This is a genomic window from Novosphingobium sp. (assembly GCF_027531025.1).
GTDB lineage: Bacteria > Pseudomonadota > Alphaproteobacteria > Sphingomonadales > Sphingomonadaceae > Novosphingobium.
The window spans coordinates 81,336-97,589 of record NZ_JAPZQX010000001.1 but is presented as its reverse complement, the minus strand read 5'-3'; the positions used below and the strand labels follow the sequence as shown (position 1 = coordinate 97,589).

At 65.0% G+C, this 16,254-nt stretch carries 15 protein-coding genes; 5 read left to right on the top strand and 10 right to left on the bottom strand.

Features of this window, described 5'->3' with window-relative positions; genetic code table 11:
• Positions 1-118: 118 nt before the first annotated feature.
• Together O9281_RS00470 and O9281_RS00465 are read right to left on the bottom strand one after the other, a co-directional pair.
• Positions 119-295, bottom strand: coding sequence for a hypothetical protein (locus tag O9281_RS00470; protein ID WP_298181642.1), 177 nt, complete (start codon positions 293-295; stop codon positions 119-121).
• Between the two features lie 103 nt (positions 296-398).
• On the bottom strand, positions 399-869 hold the full coding sequence (locus tag O9281_RS00465) for a hypothetical protein (protein ID WP_298181639.1): 471 nt from the start codon (positions 867-869) through the stop codon (positions 399-401).
• A 335-nt stretch (positions 870-1,204) separates the two neighbouring features.
• Between O9281_RS00465 and O9281_RS00460 the strand changes: the two genes are divergently transcribed.
• Positions 1,205-1,630, top strand: a complete 426-nt coding sequence (locus O9281_RS00460) for a MucR family transcriptional regulator (protein ID WP_298181636.1) — start codon at positions 1,205-1,207, stop codon at positions 1,628-1,630.
• 456 nt (positions 1,631-2,086) lie between these two features.
• Here the strand turns inward: O9281_RS00460 and O9281_RS00455 are convergent, their stop codons facing one another.
• A complete protein-coding gene (locus tag O9281_RS00455; RefSeq protein ID WP_298181633.1) occupies positions 2,087-2,842 on the bottom strand; it encodes a sulfite exporter TauE/SafE family protein in 756 nt (251 codons plus the stop codon).
• Between the two features lie 149 nt (positions 2,843-2,991).
• Between O9281_RS00455 and O9281_RS00450 the strand changes: the two genes are divergently transcribed.
• Positions 2,992-3,837 carry a hypothetical protein gene (locus O9281_RS00450; RefSeq protein ID WP_298181630.1) on the top strand — a complete coding sequence of 282 codons (846 nt, stop codon included), beginning with the start codon at positions 2,992-2,994 and terminating at the stop codon, positions 3,835-3,837.
• A gap of 12 nt (positions 3,838-3,849) precedes the next feature.
• Positions 3,850-5,115 carry a dipeptidase gene (locus O9281_RS00445; protein WP_298181627.1) on the top strand — a complete coding sequence of 422 codons (1,266 nt, stop codon included), beginning with the start codon at positions 3,850-3,852 and terminating at the stop codon, positions 5,113-5,115.
• Between the two features lie 16 nt (positions 5,116-5,131).
• Here O9281_RS00445 and O9281_RS00440 read toward each other — a convergent pair whose 3' ends face one another.
• Positions 5,132-5,569: an ion channel gene (locus O9281_RS00440; RefSeq protein WP_298181624.1), complete on the bottom strand. Its 438-nt coding sequence runs from the start codon at positions 5,567-5,569 to the stop codon at positions 5,132-5,134.
• 14 nt (positions 5,570-5,583) lie between these two features.
• Positions 5,584-6,423: a 2,3,4,5-tetrahydropyridine-2,6-dicarboxylate N-succinyltransferase gene (gene dapD / locus O9281_RS00435; RefSeq protein ID WP_298181621.1), complete on the bottom strand. Its 840-nt coding sequence runs from the start codon at positions 6,421-6,423 to the stop codon at positions 5,584-5,586.
• Between the two features lie 179 nt (positions 6,424-6,602).
• Between dapD and O9281_RS00430 the strand changes: the two genes are divergently transcribed.
• Positions 6,603-8,984 carry a S8 family peptidase gene (locus tag O9281_RS00430; RefSeq protein ID WP_298181617.1) on the top strand — a complete coding sequence of 794 codons (2,382 nt, stop codon included), beginning with the start codon at positions 6,603-6,605 and terminating at the stop codon, positions 8,982-8,984.
• 32 nt (positions 8,985-9,016) lie between these two features.
• Positions 9,017-10,252 (top strand): CaiB/BaiF CoA-transferase family protein, encoded by a 1,236-nt coding sequence (locus O9281_RS00425; RefSeq protein ID WP_298181614.1) that lies wholly within the window; start codon positions 9,017-9,019, stop codon positions 10,250-10,252.
• 12 nt (positions 10,253-10,264) lie between these two features.
• On the opposite strand, the gene O9281_RS00420 is transcribed toward O9281_RS00425, so the two are convergent.
• The 5 genes from O9281_RS00420 to O9281_RS00400 all read right to left on the bottom strand — a co-directional run bounded on the left by O9281_RS00420 (position 10,265) and on the right by O9281_RS00400 (position 16,221).
• Positions 10,265-11,338 carry a phosphotransferase family protein gene (locus O9281_RS00420; protein WP_298181611.1) on the bottom strand — a complete coding sequence of 358 codons (1,074 nt, stop codon included), beginning with the start codon at positions 11,336-11,338 and terminating at the stop codon, positions 10,265-10,267.
• A gap of 10 nt (positions 11,339-11,348) precedes the next feature.
• Positions 11,349-12,437 carry a Zn-dependent alcohol dehydrogenase gene (locus O9281_RS00415; protein ID WP_298181609.1) on the bottom strand — a complete coding sequence of 363 codons (1,089 nt, stop codon included), beginning with the start codon at positions 12,435-12,437 and terminating at the stop codon, positions 11,349-11,351.
• A 110-nt stretch (positions 12,438-12,547) separates the two neighbouring features.
• Positions 12,548-13,840, bottom strand: coding sequence for an acyl-CoA dehydrogenase family protein (locus O9281_RS00410; protein WP_298181607.1), 1,293 nt, complete (start codon positions 13,838-13,840; stop codon positions 12,548-12,550).
• A gap of 105 nt (positions 13,841-13,945) precedes the next feature.
• On the bottom strand, positions 13,946-15,367 hold the full coding sequence (locus tag O9281_RS00405; RefSeq protein ID WP_298181605.1) for an MFS transporter: 1,422 nt from the start codon (positions 15,365-15,367) through the stop codon (positions 13,946-13,948).
• The gene (locus tag O9281_RS00400) at positions 15,364-16,221 is read right to left on the bottom strand and encodes an SDR family NAD(P)-dependent oxidoreductase (protein WP_298181601.1); all 858 of its coding nucleotides are present in this window, start codon (positions 16,219-16,221) and stop codon (positions 15,364-15,366) included. The genes O9281_RS00405 and O9281_RS00400 overlap by 4 nt, the downstream gene beginning before the upstream one ends.
• Positions 16,222-16,254: the final 33 nt, after the last annotated feature.

The following is a 16,254-nucleotide window of genomic DNA, read 5'->3' as shown; positions in this document are numbered from 1 at the left end:
GGCTCGAACCTGATCCGAACTCAAATCACTGCGCACCCTGATCGGCGCCGCCATCGCAAACCTCCAACAGTTTGCCATGGTGAATCACGCCCAACGCCAGAGCAAAACCCTCCGTGAGTCAGATTCCACAGGTTTCAGTATGATAGCGCCGTGGGGGCTTGCCGCTGGTCCAGTAGTCGATGCCATTCTTGGTGATCTTGGTGCCGCCTTCCCCTCTCTCGATCAGCTCGGGACCAGAATATTCCGAGAACTCAATCTTTGCGCCCGCTTTCTTCGATAGCTGATATCCAATCATGGTCGAACGCAGCCTTCGAGAATGGTCCAAGATCGGCTGAAGCCAATTTGCGGTATTGCTCCTTGGTAAATGCCTTCGCCTTGCCTGCAGCCATACGGTAACGCTAAGATGAACTCGATTGTCTGGAGATGTAATCGATTTCCCAATTTTTCAGAAGCTCCTCATTAATGTCTTTCTCCACCCAGCGCTTCTGAACACTTCGATAATCGAGGACTCCAAACACAATCAAAGCAAGTGAGATAAGGGATAATTTCGCAATTGATGGCAAAACATCGCTATATGATAAGATATCTAGAGTACTCAAGGCGCAATAGATCATCAAAAATGCGCCTGATAAAAACGAAATTATTGAAACTGAGAATTTAGAATCAGAAATTTCACTTTCAAGATATACGATATAATCTTGTACTTCTTCAGGAAGATCTTCAAATTTAGCCGCTGGATGCTGTCCAGATTTGCTTTTCCATCTGATGGAATCCAACTCCATCTTCTGATCTTCGCTCAGATTGCCTTTGTAATTTCGATGGCGATACCAAGCTACATCGCCCATTTTGGTCTTTCGAAACCAAGCCATCAGTCAGCCCTTGTGCGATTGCCTATAACTGCGTGAATGTCAGCATCGTCACGCCTTGAATACAATATCACTGGGGTAACAATGAGCAAGGCACCCATGTGTCACTGCCAAGATGAGCTCCGCTCCTTCTGACGGGAAGTTATGCATTCCGTACGCTCAAATTGTCCGTTCTCGCCTGATAGTGTAGACCGCCGGGGGGGTGGGGATCCGGGGGACGCAGTAAAAATATTTGACATAGAGGTTTCCGGACCAATACATGCTCTCACTCAGTCTCGAGGCGAAACAGACGGGACAAGAGATTGCTTTTTCATAATTGAAAAGAAAAGGGGCGTTATATGGATCATGAGACCTTGGTGACTTTGACGGCAGATATCGTGTCTGCATACGTCAGCAACAACAATGCAGATGCAGGATCAGTACCTGATTTGATCGGTACAGTTTATGCAGCCTTGCTGAACGCTGGCGCACCTGTTGTGGCACCTGTTGAGGAAAAGCTCACACCAGCCGTCTCAGTTCGGTCATCTGTGAAGCCCGATTCCATCACCTGCCTCGAATGCGGGTTCAAGGCGAAGATGCTCAAGCGGCATCTCGGTACTGAACACGATCTCTCGCCCCAGGAGTATAAGGCTCGCTGGAACCTGCCCAAGGATTATCCGCTCGTTGCTCCTGACTACGCCCAGCAGCGTAAGGAACTGGCGGTGAAGATCGGTCTGGGTCGCAAGCCTGGTCAGAAGCGAGGCGGTAAGAAGGCGAAAGCCTAACTCGGAGTGAACCCGATCTGCGGGTCGGATTCACCAAAGCCACCGATATCCAAATCGAAGGTTGATCTAAGCGAGGGATACCCTGTGCGACGCCGAGCTTTGCACTAGGCACAGGGCAATGACGAAAACCTTGAGCAACCAACTGAATTTCAGTGTATTTCAGGCAACATCGAGGCGGTTGTCAATTTAACAAATCGTTGACACATATCTCATATTCACTCTAATCTATTGAAATAGAACAACAAATAAATTTATTAATTGCCCTCCGAAGGCAGAGGTCACAGGTTCGAATCCTGTCGGGTGCGCCAAGGCAAAGGGGCGTCCGTCCGGGCGCCCCTTTGCGTTTGGGGCATCCCTGGAACCGGGCCTTTTCGGAGTCGGAGCGGAGCGGAGACGGGTGCGCGCGGAGCGCGTGCCCTATCCTGTCGGGTGCGCCACCGCAGAGGGCCTGCGGTCCTAGCCCAGCCCGTCCCACACCAGCTTGCCGCCCAGCAGCACCATCAGCGTGTAGATGATGGTGTAGAACCGCGCCGTATCCAGCCGCCGGATCACCCGGACTGCCAGCAGCGTGCTGATCACCGCCAGCGGCATCAGCAGCACCGCTGCGATCAGGGTCTGGCGGTTGAGCGCGCCCAGCATCACATAGCTTGGCACCTTCATCCAGTTGATCGCGGCGAAGACAATCGAGCTGGTGCCGATATAGGCCTCATGCGGCAGGCGGCGCGGCGTGACCCAGATCTGGAACGGCGGACCGCCGGCATGGGCGACCTGGCTGGTAAAGCCCGTGGCGACGCCGAACAGGCTGCCAACCCAGCCCGGCGAGTTCGAGGCGGCGACGAACCGCCCGCCGCGCTCCACCCAAAGCCGGTAGAGTCCGAACACCAGGGTGACGAGGCCCAGCACCAGCAGCAGCCGCTGTTCTGAAACCGCTGCCGCCAGGACCGTGCCCAGCGCCACGCCCACGGCCGCCCCCGGCAGCATCCAGGCGATCACCCAGCCGTCCCAGCTCTTGCGGAACGACCAGACGCTGACCACGTCCTGGACCAGCAGGACCGGCAGCAGCACGGCGACGGCGACAGTCGGCGGCATGGCGAGGGCCAATAAGGGCGTGCCCAGCACTCCCAGCCCCGCGAAGCCACCCTTGGCCAGCCCCAGCACGCAGACCGCCAGAACGGCAAGGGCCAGCGTGGCAGGGTTGGCAAGCAGTTCCATCTCCCGCTGCCCAGCACGCCGCGCTGGCTGGCGCAAGCCCTGATGTGGCGCGCAGGAAGGCCAGGTACCGGTACACCCGATCGGTTGCCGCCCGCGGGCGGCCGGGTCATCAGACCGGGTTGTCATACGATAGCGTCCGGAGTCTGCCCATGTCCTTCCGCTTGCCTACGCTGGCGCTGGCCGCCCTGGCCCTTGCCACCCCCTCGCTCGCCCACGCCGGCCAGTGCGAGGACAGCTTCGTGAAGAAGGGCAGCATCATTTCGGGCATGCGCTTTACCGCGACGGTCAGTGTGGCCGATCTGCCGCCAGACGTGGCGATCAACCAGATCCGCGGGATCGTCGCCTCGCGCGGGTATGACATCATTGCGTCCGAACCGGCGGCTGGTGCCCTGCTGATCGAACAGAGCGTGACGCAGAATGCGCGCGCCTTCCCGATCGAGATCAATGCCACCAGCAGTGGTGGGACGGGGACGGTGGTGATGGAGGCCAAACTCCGCGCTGGACAGAGCACCAAGGCCGAACTGGCCATGGCCGAGATGTGCGGCGTGCTCAACCAGGTCAAGGGCGGCAAGGCCGGGCGGCTGGCGGCGGCTGGCGGAGCTGCTGCCCAGACCCAGCAAGCCGCACCGATCGCGATGACTGCCCAATCCTTTTCCTCGCAGATCTCGAAGGATGCCGAGCGCAATGCCGCCGCGATCCCGCAACGCTACAGGAACAAGCAGTTCACCCTGTCGGGCACGGTCGAATACGTGACGCAGGATGGGCCAAGCCTGCGGGTCGCGTTCGAGATCATGCAGCCGCACGAAATGGCCCTGCGCCTGCCCGGGATGGCCAGCACCCTTTCGGAAGTCAGCTGCCTGATGGCCCCGGGAACTTCGGTTTTCGCCATGCAGCTCAAGCCGAAAAAGTCTGTCAAACTGACCGGGACCTTCTATGAGTATTCCGAGCTGCGGGACGTGACCTGGTTCAAGGACTGTCGGCCGGCAACCAAGTAGAGGAATAGGGATATGCGCAAGGCGGTGTGGCTGGCAGGGATCGCAATGCTGGGTCTCACCGGCCCGGCCGCCGCGCAAGGTCCATCGCCTGAGGCCGTCGCCGCCGCCGCGCTCAAGGCCGCACCGGTCTGGGATGGCCATAACGACGTGCCCGACAAGCTGCGCGACATGCGCCGCAATGTGCTGGGCAGCTTCGACTTCACCGATACCCGGGCCGAGCGCGATGCGGCCGGCAAGGTTCCGCCGTTCCAGACCGATATCCAGCGCCTGCGGGCGGGCAAGGTCGGGGCGCAGTTCTGGTCGGTCTATGTCTCGGCCGCATTGAGCGAGCCGCAGGCGGTTCAGGCCACGCTGGAACAGATCGACGTGATGAAGCGGATCATCGCCCGCCACCCCGGCGATCTGGCCTATTGCGAGACCTCCGATTGCGTGGCCCGGGCGATGAAGGCGGGCAAGGTCGCCTCGCTGCTGGGGATCGAGGGCGGCCATTCGATCGGCACTTCGCTGGCGGTGCTGCGCCAGATGCACGCGCTGGGCGTGCGCTACATGACGCTGACCCACACCAAGAACAACGCCTGGGCCGATGCCGGCACCGATACCCCCCGGCACGATGGCCTGAATGACCTGGGCCGCGACGTGATCCGCGAGATGAACCGGCTGGGCATGCTGGTCGATCTCAGCCACGTCAGCGAAGCGACCATGCTCGACACGCTGGATGTCACCAAGACCCCGGTCATCTTCAGCCATTCGAACGCCACCGCCATCAACGCCCATGCCCGCAACGTGCCTGACAGTGTGCTCGATCGCCTGAAGGCCAATGGCGGGATCGTGATGGTCAATTTCTTCCCGCCCTTCGTCAGCGAGGATCGCCGCCAGTGGAATGCCCGCCGCGCGGCCGAGAAGGCCCGGCTCGAGGCGCTCAACCTCGGCAATCCCAAGGCCAGCGAAGCCGGGCTCGAAGCCTGGGTGCGCGCCAACCCTGCCCCCACCGGCAGCCTGGCCGATGTTGCCAACCACCTCGATTACATCAAGCGCCGGATCGGTGTGGCGCACGTGGGCATCGGCGGCGATTTCGACGGGATCGACGAGGCGGTCGCCGGGCTGGAGGATGCTGCCACCTATCCCGCCCTGTTCACCGAACTGGCCCGGCGCGGCTGGACCCAGGCCGATCTTGAGGCCCTCGCCAGCGGCAACATGATGCGGGTGATGAAGGCCGCCGAAGCCCATGCCGCCACTCGCCGCAGCGATCCGCCGGTGGAGAACCCGGTGCCGTTCTGAGCTGGCGCTCGCCCGCTCAATGCGGGTCGATGCGGCCGATCATGCGGAAGAAGAAAGCGGTCGACCAGCCGAGCAGGAAGATCCCCAGGACGCTTTCGAAGGCGCCCAGCAGGCGCCATTCCTCGGCGATGTGCAGGTCGTTGTAGCCTACGGTCGAATAGCTGATGGTCGAGAAATAGAGCGCCGGTTCAAGCTGGGGGATCGCTCCGATCGCGACATAGACCAGCGCGAAGAGCCAGATCTCGATCCCGTGCAGCGCCAGCATGGCGATTACCACACCCAGGGTGAACAGCCCGCCGCGCGGGGAAAGCGGGGCTATGTGCTGCAACCGCTCGACCGCCGCCTCGGTCCGCATTGCATGGTTCAGCCCGAACAGGCCCAACCCGTGGACCAGCACACACAGCACCACCATCAGCGAGGAGACCGCGAACTGGATCAGCAGGGACTGGTCCATCGCCCAGGCCCCGCTCAATCGCGCAGCAGTTCGTTGATAGCGGTCTTGGCGCGGGTCTGGGCATCGACGGTCTTGACGATCACCGCGCAGTACAGGCTGGGACCGGGCGAACCATCGGGCAGGGGCTTGCCCGGCATCGAGCCTGGCACGACCACCGCATAGGGCGGGACGCGGCCAATATGGACTTCGCCGGTGGCGCGGTCGACGATCTTGGTCGAGGCGCCGATGAACACACCCATCGACAGCACTGCGCCTTCGCAGACCCGCACGCCTTCCACCACTTCGCTGCGCGCGCCGATGAAGCAGTTGTCCTCGATCACCACGGGTTCGGCCTGGAGCGGCTCGAGCACGCCGCCGATCCCGACCCCGCCCGAGAGGTGGACGTTCTTGCCGATCTGCGCGCAGGAGCCGACCGTTACCCAGGTATCGACCATCGTCCCATCGCCTACGTGGGCGCCGATGTTGACGAAGCTGGGCATGACCACCACGCCCCGGCCGATATGCGCGCCGCGCCGCACCACCGCGCCGGGCACGATCCGGAAACCGGCCTCGCGGAACCGGTTCTCGCCCCAGCCGGCGAACTTCGAGGGCACCTTGTCGAACGCCGGAGCACCAGCCGCACCGCCGGGCACCACTTCGTTGTCGTTCAGGCGAAAGCTCAGCAGCACGGCCTTCTTCAGCCACTGGTTGACCTGCCAGCCGCCCGCCCCGTTGGGTTCGGCCACGCGGGCCTGGCCGCTGTCGAGCAGGCCGAGCGCGGTTTCCACCACTTCGCGCACATCGGCGCTGGCCGGGGTCACGGTATCGCGCCGCTCCCACGCGGCTTCGATGGCGGAGGCAAGATCGGCGCTCATGGCAGACTCCTGGCGAAGACGGGTTCTGCCTCGCGCCTAGCGCCAGCCACGCTCTGGCGCAAAAGAAATTCCCGGTTAAGGATCGGATTGGCATGAAGGTGCAATTCGGCGAGTGGGGGGCCGATTCAGGGGAGTTCGGTCGCATGAACATTTCGCCAAGCCATCGATCGCGCGGACCAATGGCCGCAGCGATGGTCTCGTTTGTCCTGGTCGCTGCCTGTGGGGGCAGCGGCGGATCGGTGGGGAGTACCCCGGCCCCCGCGCCGGCGCCCGCTCCCACGCCGACGCCCACGCCAACTCCTACTCCGACGCCCAGCCCGACCCCGGGCCCCACGCCGACACCCACCGCCAGCTTCCTGACCAGCGAATACAATCGCTCGAGCGGGGCGGTTCAGCATGGCGTACTGACGCCCTGGGCCGCGGGTTACAGCGGCTCCGGGGTCACGATCGGCATTGTCGATACCGGGATTGACACCGACAGCCCGGAATTCGCGGGCCGGATCGTGACCGCCTCGGCCGACGTGGCGGGCAGTCGCGGGCTCGACAATCCTGATAGCGACCATGGCACCAATGTCGCCCTGGTGGCTGCGGCAGCGCGTGATGGCCTTGGCGTGGTCGGCCTGGCGTTCAACGCCAGCATCGCCATGTTCCGCGCCGATTCACCTGGCACCTGCGCCGTCAACGATCCCAATGATCCCAAGGACGGGTGCAAGCTGTCGGATTCGGCCATTGCCCAGGGGGTAGACCGCGCGGTGGCGGCCGGGGCCAGGGTGATCAACCTTTCGCTGGGTGGATCGACTCCCAGCAGCGGGCTGCGCGCGGCGGTCTCGCGCGCGGCGGCGGCCGGGGTCGTGGTGATCGTGGCGGCCGGCAACGATGGCGATTCGACCGAGGCCGGGATCGATCCCAACAATCCCGACCCCTTTGCCACCGGCCTGCGCCAGGCGGGCAATGGCAACGTCATCATCGTCGGCTCGGTCGACAAGGACAATGCCTTCTCGGCCTTCTCCAACCGCGCCGGGACCGAAGCCAGCTGGTTCCTCTCCGCGCGCGGTGAGCGGGTCTGCTGCGTCTACGAAGACGGGGTGCTGAAGATCACTACCGATTCGACCGGCGCACGGTTCCAGTACGTGTTCTCGGGCACCAGCTTTGCCGCGCCGCAAGTGGCCGGCGCTGTTGCCCTGCTTCGCCAGGCCTTCCCCAACCTGACCGCCACACAGGTGGTTGACCTGCTGCTGCGCACCGCCCGCGATGCCGGGGCGACCGGTATCGACAGCACTTTCGGGCGCGGCTTGCTGGACCTGGCCGCCGCCTTTGCGCCGCAAGGGGTCACCAGCCTTGCCGGGACGGCCGTGCCGATCCCGGCCGGCGATACCACCGGCGTCACCTCGACCCCGATGGGCGATGCCGGGCCGCGCGCCGGATCGATCGAGACAGTCGTGCTCGACAGTTACCAGCGCGCCTATGGCATGAACCTTGCCACCGGCCTGCGCGGCGCACAGGTCCAGCCGCGGCTGGGCCCGGCGCTGGCCAGCAATCATCGCAATCTCTCGCTCGGCGGGGGGAAGCTGGCCCTGGCCTTCTCGGTCGATGCCACCGGGCGGGTGGCGAAACTGCCGTGGACCGGCCAGCTGCGGCTGACCCGTGAACAGGCCGAACAGGCCCGGGTGCTCGCTGCCCGCGCGGTGATGGAACTGGCCCCCGGCCGCCGGATCGGTTTTGCTTTCGAACAGGGGGCCGATGGCCTCGTCGCCCAGTTGCAGGGGCGTGACCAGCCAGCCTTTCTGATCGCGCGCTCGCCGCTCGATGACCTGGGCTTCGGTGCCACCGGGCAGGCCAGCTTCGCCTTCCGCGAAAGCCTCGGCCCCTGGGGCCTGACGATCAGCGCCGAACGCGGCGCGGCCCGGGCGGGCGCGCAGGTGCGGCTGGCGGATTCGGCGGCGACCTGGCTGCCGGGGGTGCCCGCAACCCGCATCGGTGTGGCCTTTGACCGCCGCTTTGGTGCCTTTGATGCAGCGCTTGGGGCATCGTGGCTGGTCGAACGGGATTCCGTCCTTGGCGCCCGGTTCCACCGCGCCTTCGGCGGCAGCGGGGCAGACAGCCTGTTCCTCGATGCCAGCGCCGGTTGGCAGGTCGCGCCGCAATGGCGGCTGGGCGCGGCCTGGCGTAGCGGTTTCACTGCCCCGCGCGCCGGTGGGCTGATCAGCGATGCCTCGCGCCTCGTCACTTCGGCCTGGGCGCTCGATGCCGAGCGGCAGGGGGTGTTTTCCGCCACCGACCGTCTGGCTTTCCGGCTGTCCCAGCCGCTGCGGGTGGAAAGCGGCGGGCTCTCGCTCGATCTGCCGGTCGACTGGTCCTATGCCACGCTGACACCGACCTATGGCCGCCGCCTCCTGTCGCTGCGCCCCAGCGGGCGCGAACTGGATGCCGAACTGGCCTGGCGCGGTGCGCTGTGGGGTGGCACGGCTTCGGCCAGCCTGTTCTACCGCAAGGATCCGGGGCACTACTCCGCCTTGCCGGATGACCAGGGCGCAGGCTTCAGCTGGGTCCGGCAGTTCTAGACAGGCGCGCGCCGCCCCGGCATGGCTGCGGCATGACAAGCAAGCCCATTCCCCGCGCGCTCGAAGGCGTGAAAGTGCTCGACCTGTCGCGCGTCCTGGCCGGTCCGTGGTGCACCCAGATCCTGGCCGATCTGGGCGCCGAGGTGTTCAAGGTGGAGCATCCCGGCCGGGGCGACGATACCCGCGCCTGGGGCCCGCCGTTCCTGAAGCGGCCCGATGGTTCGGACGACAGCCAGGAAAGCGCCTATTACCTCTGCACCAACCGCAACAAGCGCTCCGCCGCGATTGACCTGGCCACGCCGGAAGGGGCCGCGCTGATCCGTCGCCTGGCCGCCGAGGCCGACGTGCTGGTGGAGAACTTCAAGGTGGGTGGGCTCGCCAAGTACGGGCTGGACTATGCCAGCATCGCCACCATCAACCCGCGGATCGTCTATTGCTCGATCACCGGCTTTGGCCAGACCGGCCCCTATACCCAGCGTGGCGGCTATGATTTCGTCGCCCAGGGGATGGGCGGGTTCATGTCGGTAACGGGTGAGGCCGATGGCGGTCCCTTGCGCGCCGGGGTGGCCATGGCCGACCTTTCGACCGGCAATTTCGCGGCGATCTCGATCCTCGCCGCGCTGCGCCACGCCGAACGGACCGGGGAGGGGCAGCAAATCGACATTTCGCTGCTCGATACCCAGATCGCGATGATGGCCAACCAGGGCTCCAGCTATCTCGTCAGCGGGGTTGCTCCGGGGCGGCTGGGCAACCGGCACCCGACGGTGGTGCCCTATACCACCTTCAACGTGGCCGATGGCGTGCTGATCATCGCGGTCGGCAATGACCTGCAGTTCCGCGCCTTCTGCACCGAAATGGGCGTGCCGGAGCTGGGCACTGACCCGCGCTTTGCCCTCGCGCGCGACCGGCTGGTCAACCGTGACGCGATCGAGGCGATCGTGGCCGACCTGGTGAAGGACCAGACCCGCGACGCGCTGATCGCCCGGCTGGAAGCGGCCGGGGTGCCGGTTGGCCCGGTCAATACGCTGGAGGACGTGTTCAACGATCCCTTCGTCGCAGCGCGCGGCACGGTGCACCGGTTCCTGCGTGAGGACGGGGTGGAGATTCCCTCGGTCGCCTATCCCGGCAAGCTTTCGCGCACCCCCGCGCAGTTCGAGCGGCGCCCTCCGCGCGTGGGCGAGCACAGCCGCGAACTGCTGGAAGAATGGTTGGGGATGGACGAGGCCGAATTCACCGCCCTGGCCGCTGCCGGGGCGGTCAAGGGCTGAGGCCCAGGCCCGTTACATCCCCGCCAGCTTTGCGAATTCTGTCGCGCGATCGACCAGCGGCTGAACCCGGTCGGACTGGGCCTTGGCGTGGGCCGAGCTGGCCGTGCCATCGATCACCCGCTTCTTGATGCCCTGGAGGATCCCTGCCAGGCGGAAGAAGTTGTAGGCGAACAGCCAGTTCATGTCGGGCAGGCTGTCGCGGCCGGTCTTCTCGCAATAGCGCTCGACCACTTCTGCCAGTTCAGGAATGCCCAGCGCCTTGCGATCCAGGTCCTGTACGCCGGAACGGCCGCCGTTATCCGTCACCCAGGCCATGCAGACATAGGAAAAGTCGCCCAGCGGATCGCCCAGGGTGGAAAGCTCCCAGTCGAGCACGGCCAGCACTTCGGGCTTGTCCTTGGCCCAGATCATGTTGTCGATCCGGTAGTCGCCGTGGACCACGCTGGTGCGGGTCTGCTCGGGCAGGGTCTGCGGCAGCCATTCGATCAGCCGCTCCATGTCCGACATGTGCTCGGTCTCGGACAGCTTGTACTGCTTGGTCCAGCGATCGACCTGGCGGCCGAAATAGTTCCCCGGCTTGCCATAGTCGGCGAGGCCCACCGCCTCGACATCGACCGTGTGCAGGGCGGCCAGGGTGCCGATCATCGCGAAGTAGGTTTCGCGGCGGTACTCCGGCGTCGCGCCGGGCATGGCCCCGTCCCAGATCGTTTTCCCGTCGACCATGTCCATGATGTAGAACCACGAACCGACCACAGAGTCGTCCGTGCACAGGCCAAACTGGCGCGCGGCCGGAAAGCCCGCCTTGTTGAGCGCGTTCTGGACCTTGTACTCGCGGTCAACCGCGTGCGCGCTGGGCAGCAGCGGACCGAAGGGCTTGCGCCGCAGCACGTAATTGCCGCTCGCCGCCTCGATCTTGTAGGTCGGGTTGGACTGCCCGCCCTTGAACTTGGTCAGGTGCAGCGGCCCCTGGAAGCCCGCCACATTGGCTTGCATCCATTCAGTCAGGCGGGCTTCGTCCAGCTTGTCGGCACCCTCCGGCTCGACAGTTCCGACAAAGGCTTCATCGGCATTGATCGCTTCGGTCATGCTCTGGCCCTTACTGGTCGAAGACGATCACCGAGCGGGCGGAATGGCCGCCCTTCATCTTCTCGAAGCCCTCGTTGATCTGCGAGAGCGGGATGCGCTCGGCAATGATCGTGTCGAGATCGAGCAGCCCGCGCATGTAGAAATCAACGAGGCGCGGCATGTCGACCGGGAAGTGGTTCATCCCCATGATCGCGCCCTGCAGCTTCTTGCCCGAAAGCAGGTCCATCGCGCCAAGGCCGACCGAATGGTTGAGCGGCATCATGCCCAGGATCGTGGCCGTGCCGCCGCGGCGCAGCGACTTGACCGCGAGTTCGCCCGAGGCTGGCCGACCGACGGCCTCGATCGCGTGATCGACCCCGCCCTTGGTCAGTTCGAGGATCTGCGCGGCAGCATCGTCGGCCATGGCGTCGACAGTGTGGGTCGCGCCCAACTTCATCGCCAGTGCGCGCTTTTCCGGCATCGGATCGGCGGCGATGATCTTGCCCGCCCCGGCGATCTTGGCGGCGTTGATCGCGGCCAGGCCCACCCCGCCGCAACCGACCACGGCCACGGTTTCGCCCGGCGTTACCTTGCAGGCGTTGAAGATCGTGCCGGCCCCGGTGGTCACCGCGCAGCCGATCACCGAAGCGCGGTCCAGCGGCATTTCCGGATCGATCCGGGTGCAGGCATGTTCGTGGATCAGCATCATTTCGGCAAAGGCCGAGAGGTTGAGCATCTGGGCCACCGGGCTGCCATCGGGCCGCGACAGGCGCGGTTCGCTGCCCGGAGCGCGGCGGGTATCGGCGCCCAGGCACAGCGCCATGCGACCGGTCACGCAGAATTCGCAGTGCCCGCAGAAGGCCGAGAGGCAGGTCACCACCGCGTCGCCCACCTTCACGGTGCGCACTTCGCTGCCCACCGCCTCGACGATCCCGGCGGCTTCGTGGCCGGGTACGGCCGGGAGCGCGTGGGGATAGGTCCCTTCGATGAAGTGCAGGTCCGAATGGCACAGGCCGCAGGCGGCCGTGCGGATCAGCACTTCATGCGGACCGGGCTTGCTGATCACCACCTCCTCGATTTCGAGCGGCTGGTTGGGGGCGACGAGGACAGCGGCTTTCATGGCATTCTCCAGATTGGTCGTCCCGGTGAAGGCCGGGACCGCTGGCCGGCAGGGCCGGCACCGCGAAACGTGGCCAGCGGTCCCGGGTCAAGCCCGGGACGACGCCAGTCTTATCGGGCCACGCCCAGATCGCCCGAGCTGAACGAGTTGTCCTTCTTGGCGTTTTCCGAATGGCGGGCGAACTCGATCCGGGCGATGGCACGGGCGTGGACTTCGTCCGGACCGTCCGCCAGGCGCAGGGTGCGCTGGTGCGCCCAGGCCGAAGCGAGGCCGAAATCGTCCGAAACGCCGCCGCCACCATGGGCCTGGATCGCATCGTCGATGATCCGCAGCGCCATGTTGGGGGCCTGGACCTTGATCATGGCGATTTCCAGCGCGGCGGCCTTGTTGCCGACCTTGTCCATCATGTCCGCCGCCTTGAGGCAGAGCAGGCGGGTCATTTCGATGTCGATCCGGGCCTGCGCGATGCGCTGTTCCCAGATCGAGTGTTCGGCCACGGTCTTGCCGAAGGCGACGCGCGACTGGAGCCGCTTGGCCATCTTGGCAATCGCTTCCTCGGCCACGCCGATGGTGCGCATGCAGTGGTGGATGCGGCCCGGCCCGAGGCGGCCCTGCGCGATCTCGAACCCGCGGCCTTCGCCCAGCAGCATGTTGGACACCGGCACACGGACGTCCTTCATCACCACTTCCATGTGGCCATGCGGGGCGTCGTCATAGCCGAACACCGGCAGGTGGCGGATCACTTCGACGCCGGGGCGGTCCAGTTCCATCAGCACCATCGACTGCTGCTGGTGGCGCTTGGCCTCGAAATCGGTCTTGCCCATCACGATCGCGACCTTGCAGCGCGGATCGCCCAGGCCCGACGACCACCACTTGCGACCGTTGATGACGTACTCGTCGCCCTCGCGGCGGATCGCGGTCTCGATATTGGTCGCGTCCGAGCTGGCCACGGCCGGCTCGGTCATCAGGAAGGCCGAACGGATTTCGCCGTTCATCAGCGGCTTCAGCCACTGTTCCTTCTGTTCGCGGGTGCCATAGCGGTGCAGCACTTCCATGTTGCCGGTATCGGGCGCAGAGCAGTTGAACACTTCCGACGACCAGCCGATCCGGCCCATTTCCTCGGCGCACATGGCGTATTCAAGGTTGGTCAGCCCCGGACCTTCGAATTCGAAGGTTTCATCGACGTGGTGATGGCCGGAATTGCGCGGCGGCATGAACAGGTTCCAGATGCCCTGGGCCTTGGCGCGGGCCTTCTCCTCTTCGACCACCTGCAGCACCTTCCAGCGCTCGCCGCTCTTGTCCTCGGCCTTGTAGTCGTCGTTGCGCGGGCGGACATGGCTCTCGATGAACTGGCGTACACGATCGCGCCAGTAGCGCTGCCGTTCGGTGGGTTCGAAATCCATGGGTGATCCTTTCCTGCGATTATGATCGAGTCTGTGTTTGGATTGACTGTGGCAGAGCCGGAAGGCGCCGCCAAGGGGGTTTAATCGGTCGGTTAAGCGGTCGCGCTAGGGGTGCATGCCCTCCGCATCGGGATTGGCGCGGGCGGCGGCGAGGGCAGCCAGCCGCGCCTCGTGATCGGCCCGGGTGATCGGGAAGCGGCGGATCACCAGGCTGACGGCCACGGCAAAGACCGCCACGACCGCGGCATAGGTCAGCGACAGCGTGTCGATGATCTCCATCGGCACCTCGCCGGGCGTGGCCTTCTGGGGCAGGCCCGAAAAGGCCAGCAGCTGCCCGGTCACGAAGATGCCCAGGCCCGTGGCGCACTTGGCCATGAACATGTTCCCGGCAAAGAAGGCGCCTTCGCTGCGCCGCCCGGTCTGTTCTTCCGATGCCTCGACCACGTCGGCCACCATCGAGCTGGCGGAAATCATCGCCGATACGCTGAACAGGTTGGAGCAGAAGAACAGCAGGAACAGCGGATAGGTTGAGGCCGGGGTGCCCACCTCTGGCCACAGCCCGCCGGCGCGAAGCAGGAACGGGGTGACCCAGAAGCCCGCGCCAAGCAGCGCCGCGACCATTGCCGTATCGCGCTTGCCCCAGCGGGCATGAAGGTGCGGCAGCAGCATGAAGCAGGCCACCACGCTGGCAAACAGCACCCAGGGAAACAGCATCAGGTCGGTTGAGCTGAAGCGCCAGATGAACAGGTAGAGGTAATTGCTGATCGAGAAGGTGATGCCCTGGCTGGTATAGGCGAGGCCTCCGCCGATCAGCAGGATCACGAAGGCGCGGTGCGAAAAGCTTTCGCGCAGTTCCGCAAAGGCGGTTCCCAGGCTGAACTTCGATCGCACCGGCGGCGGATAGCCGGCAGCAACCCGGTGCTGGGCCAGCGCGGATACCAGCACTGCCCCGGTAATCAGGATCGCCCCGGTCAGGCCATAGGCGCGATAGCCTTCGGGTTTCAGCAGGCCATCGGCCAGGAACACGTTATAGGCCAGGAACATCACCAGCAGGCCGCCGCCCCAGCCGAACAGGAAGCGGAACCGCATCAGCCGGGTGCGCTCGTCATAGTCGCGGGTCAGTTCGGGCACGAGCGCGATCGAGGGCACTTCGCAACAGGAGACCAGCACCCGGATCGCCACGACCAGGCCAACGAGGCCCCAGAAAGTGGGCTGCTGGGTTTCCGCCCACAGCAGGTACCAGACCACGCCCAGCGGGATCGGCGCGAGGTACAGCCAGGGCAGGCGGCGGCCCCAGCGGGTGTGGGTCCGGTCCGACAGGTAGCCGATCACCGGATCGATCACCCCGTCGATCACCAGCGCCAGCATCAGCGCCAGGCTGACCAGCATGGCGTCCATCCCCAGCACTTGGTTGTAATATAGCAGCAGGAATGTGGAGAGGCCGTTGTCCTTCACGCCATAGGCGATCGATCCCAGGCCGTGGAACAGGGCAAGCCGCGTCGGGACCTTGCCCTCGATCGGGGTCACTGGCCGGAGGCTCCGGCCTCACGGGCCTCGATAAAGGCCTGGATCGTGTCGAACAGCCCCGGCGCTTCGGGATCCCACGAATGGCGCGGGCCCAGGGTAATGCCCCCGTCAACGATCATCGAGGCGCCGGTCATGAAGCTGGCGGCATCGCTGGACAGGAAGGCCACGGCCTCGGCAATGTCGCGCGGCTGGCCGCCGCGCGGGACGGGCTGGGCATGGCTCGACATCTGGGCGATCATCGCGTTGACGGTCGCCTTGTCGTCACCGCTCACTTCCAGGCTGGCGGCAAAGATGTTGGTGTTGATGAAGCCGGGCTGCACCGCGTTCACGCGGATGCCGAACTTGGCCAGGTCGGTTGCCGCGCACTTGGTCAGATGCAGCACCCCGGCCTTGGCCACGGCATAGGCGGTGGGGGAATAGCCCGGGCCGACGGCGGCGACCGAGCTGGTGTTGACGATTGCCGCGCCGGGGCGGCCCTTCATGTGCGGCACGGCGTGATGGATCCCCATGGCGACCGAGCGCAGCACGAGGTTCATCGTCCAGTCCCAGCCGGCCTCGTCGCATTCTTCGATCCCGCCGCGCGCGCCGCCGGCCGCGGCATTGTTGAACAGCACGTCGATCCCGCCGTTCTCGCCGCCGGCGCGATCGAGCATGGCCTTGATCTGCGCCACATCGCAGACATCGCAGGCCATTGGCACGATTCCCGGTACCTCCACGGCCAGCGCCTCGGCCCCGGCCAGATCGAGGTCGGCGGCATAGACTTTCGCCCCTTCCCTGGCGAACAGCCGCGCGGTTTCCTTGCCGATGCCCGATGCCGCGCCGGTAATCACGGCGACCTTTCCTGCGAAGCGCATATCCTCTTGTCCCTCGGTTTTGTTTGGACGCCA

Coding starts and splice junctions, on each gene's coding strand:
- O9281_RS00470 (WP_298181642.1), bottom strand. CDS start 295: ATGATTGGATATCAGCTATCGAAGAAAGCGGGCGCAAAGATTGAGTTC.
- O9281_RS00465 (WP_298181639.1), bottom strand. CDS start 869: ATGGCTTGGTTTCGAAAGACCAAAATGGGCGATGTAGCTTGGTATCGC.
- O9281_RS00460 (WP_298181636.1), top strand. CDS start 1,205: ATGGATCATGAGACCTTGGTGACTTTGACGGCAGATATCGTGTCTGCA.
- O9281_RS00455 (WP_298181633.1), bottom strand. CDS start 2,842: ATGGAACTGCTTGCCAACCCTGCCACGCTGGCCCTTGCCGTTCTGGCG.
- O9281_RS00450 (WP_298181630.1), top strand. CDS start 2,992: ATGTCCTTCCGCTTGCCTACGCTGGCGCTGGCCGCCCTGGCCCTTGCC.
- O9281_RS00445 (WP_298181627.1), top strand. CDS start 3,850: ATGCGCAAGGCGGTGTGGCTGGCAGGGATCGCAATGCTGGGTCTCACC.
- O9281_RS00440 (WP_298181624.1), bottom strand. CDS start 5,569: ATGGACCAGTCCCTGCTGATCCAGTTCGCGGTCTCCTCGCTGATGGTG.
- dapD (WP_298181621.1), bottom strand. CDS start 6,423: ATGAGCGCCGATCTTGCCTCCGCCATCGAAGCCGCGTGGGAGCGGCGC.
- O9281_RS00430 (WP_298181617.1), top strand. CDS start 6,603: ATGGCCGCAGCGATGGTCTCGTTTGTCCTGGTCGCTGCCTGTGGGGGC.
- O9281_RS00425 (WP_298181614.1), top strand. CDS start 9,017: ATGACAAGCAAGCCCATTCCCCGCGCGCTCGAAGGCGTGAAAGTGCTC.
- O9281_RS00420 (WP_298181611.1), bottom strand. CDS start 11,338: ATGACCGAAGCGATCAATGCCGATGAAGCCTTTGTCGGAACTGTCGAG.
- O9281_RS00415 (WP_298181609.1), bottom strand. CDS start 12,437: ATGAAAGCCGCTGTCCTCGTCGCCCCCAACCAGCCGCTCGAAATCGAG.
- O9281_RS00410 (WP_298181607.1), bottom strand. CDS start 13,840: ATGGATTTCGAACCCACCGAACGGCAGCGCTACTGGCGCGATCGTGTA.
- O9281_RS00400 (WP_298181601.1), bottom strand. CDS start 16,221: ATGCGCTTCGCAGGAAAGGTCGCCGTGATTACCGGCGCGGCATCGGGC.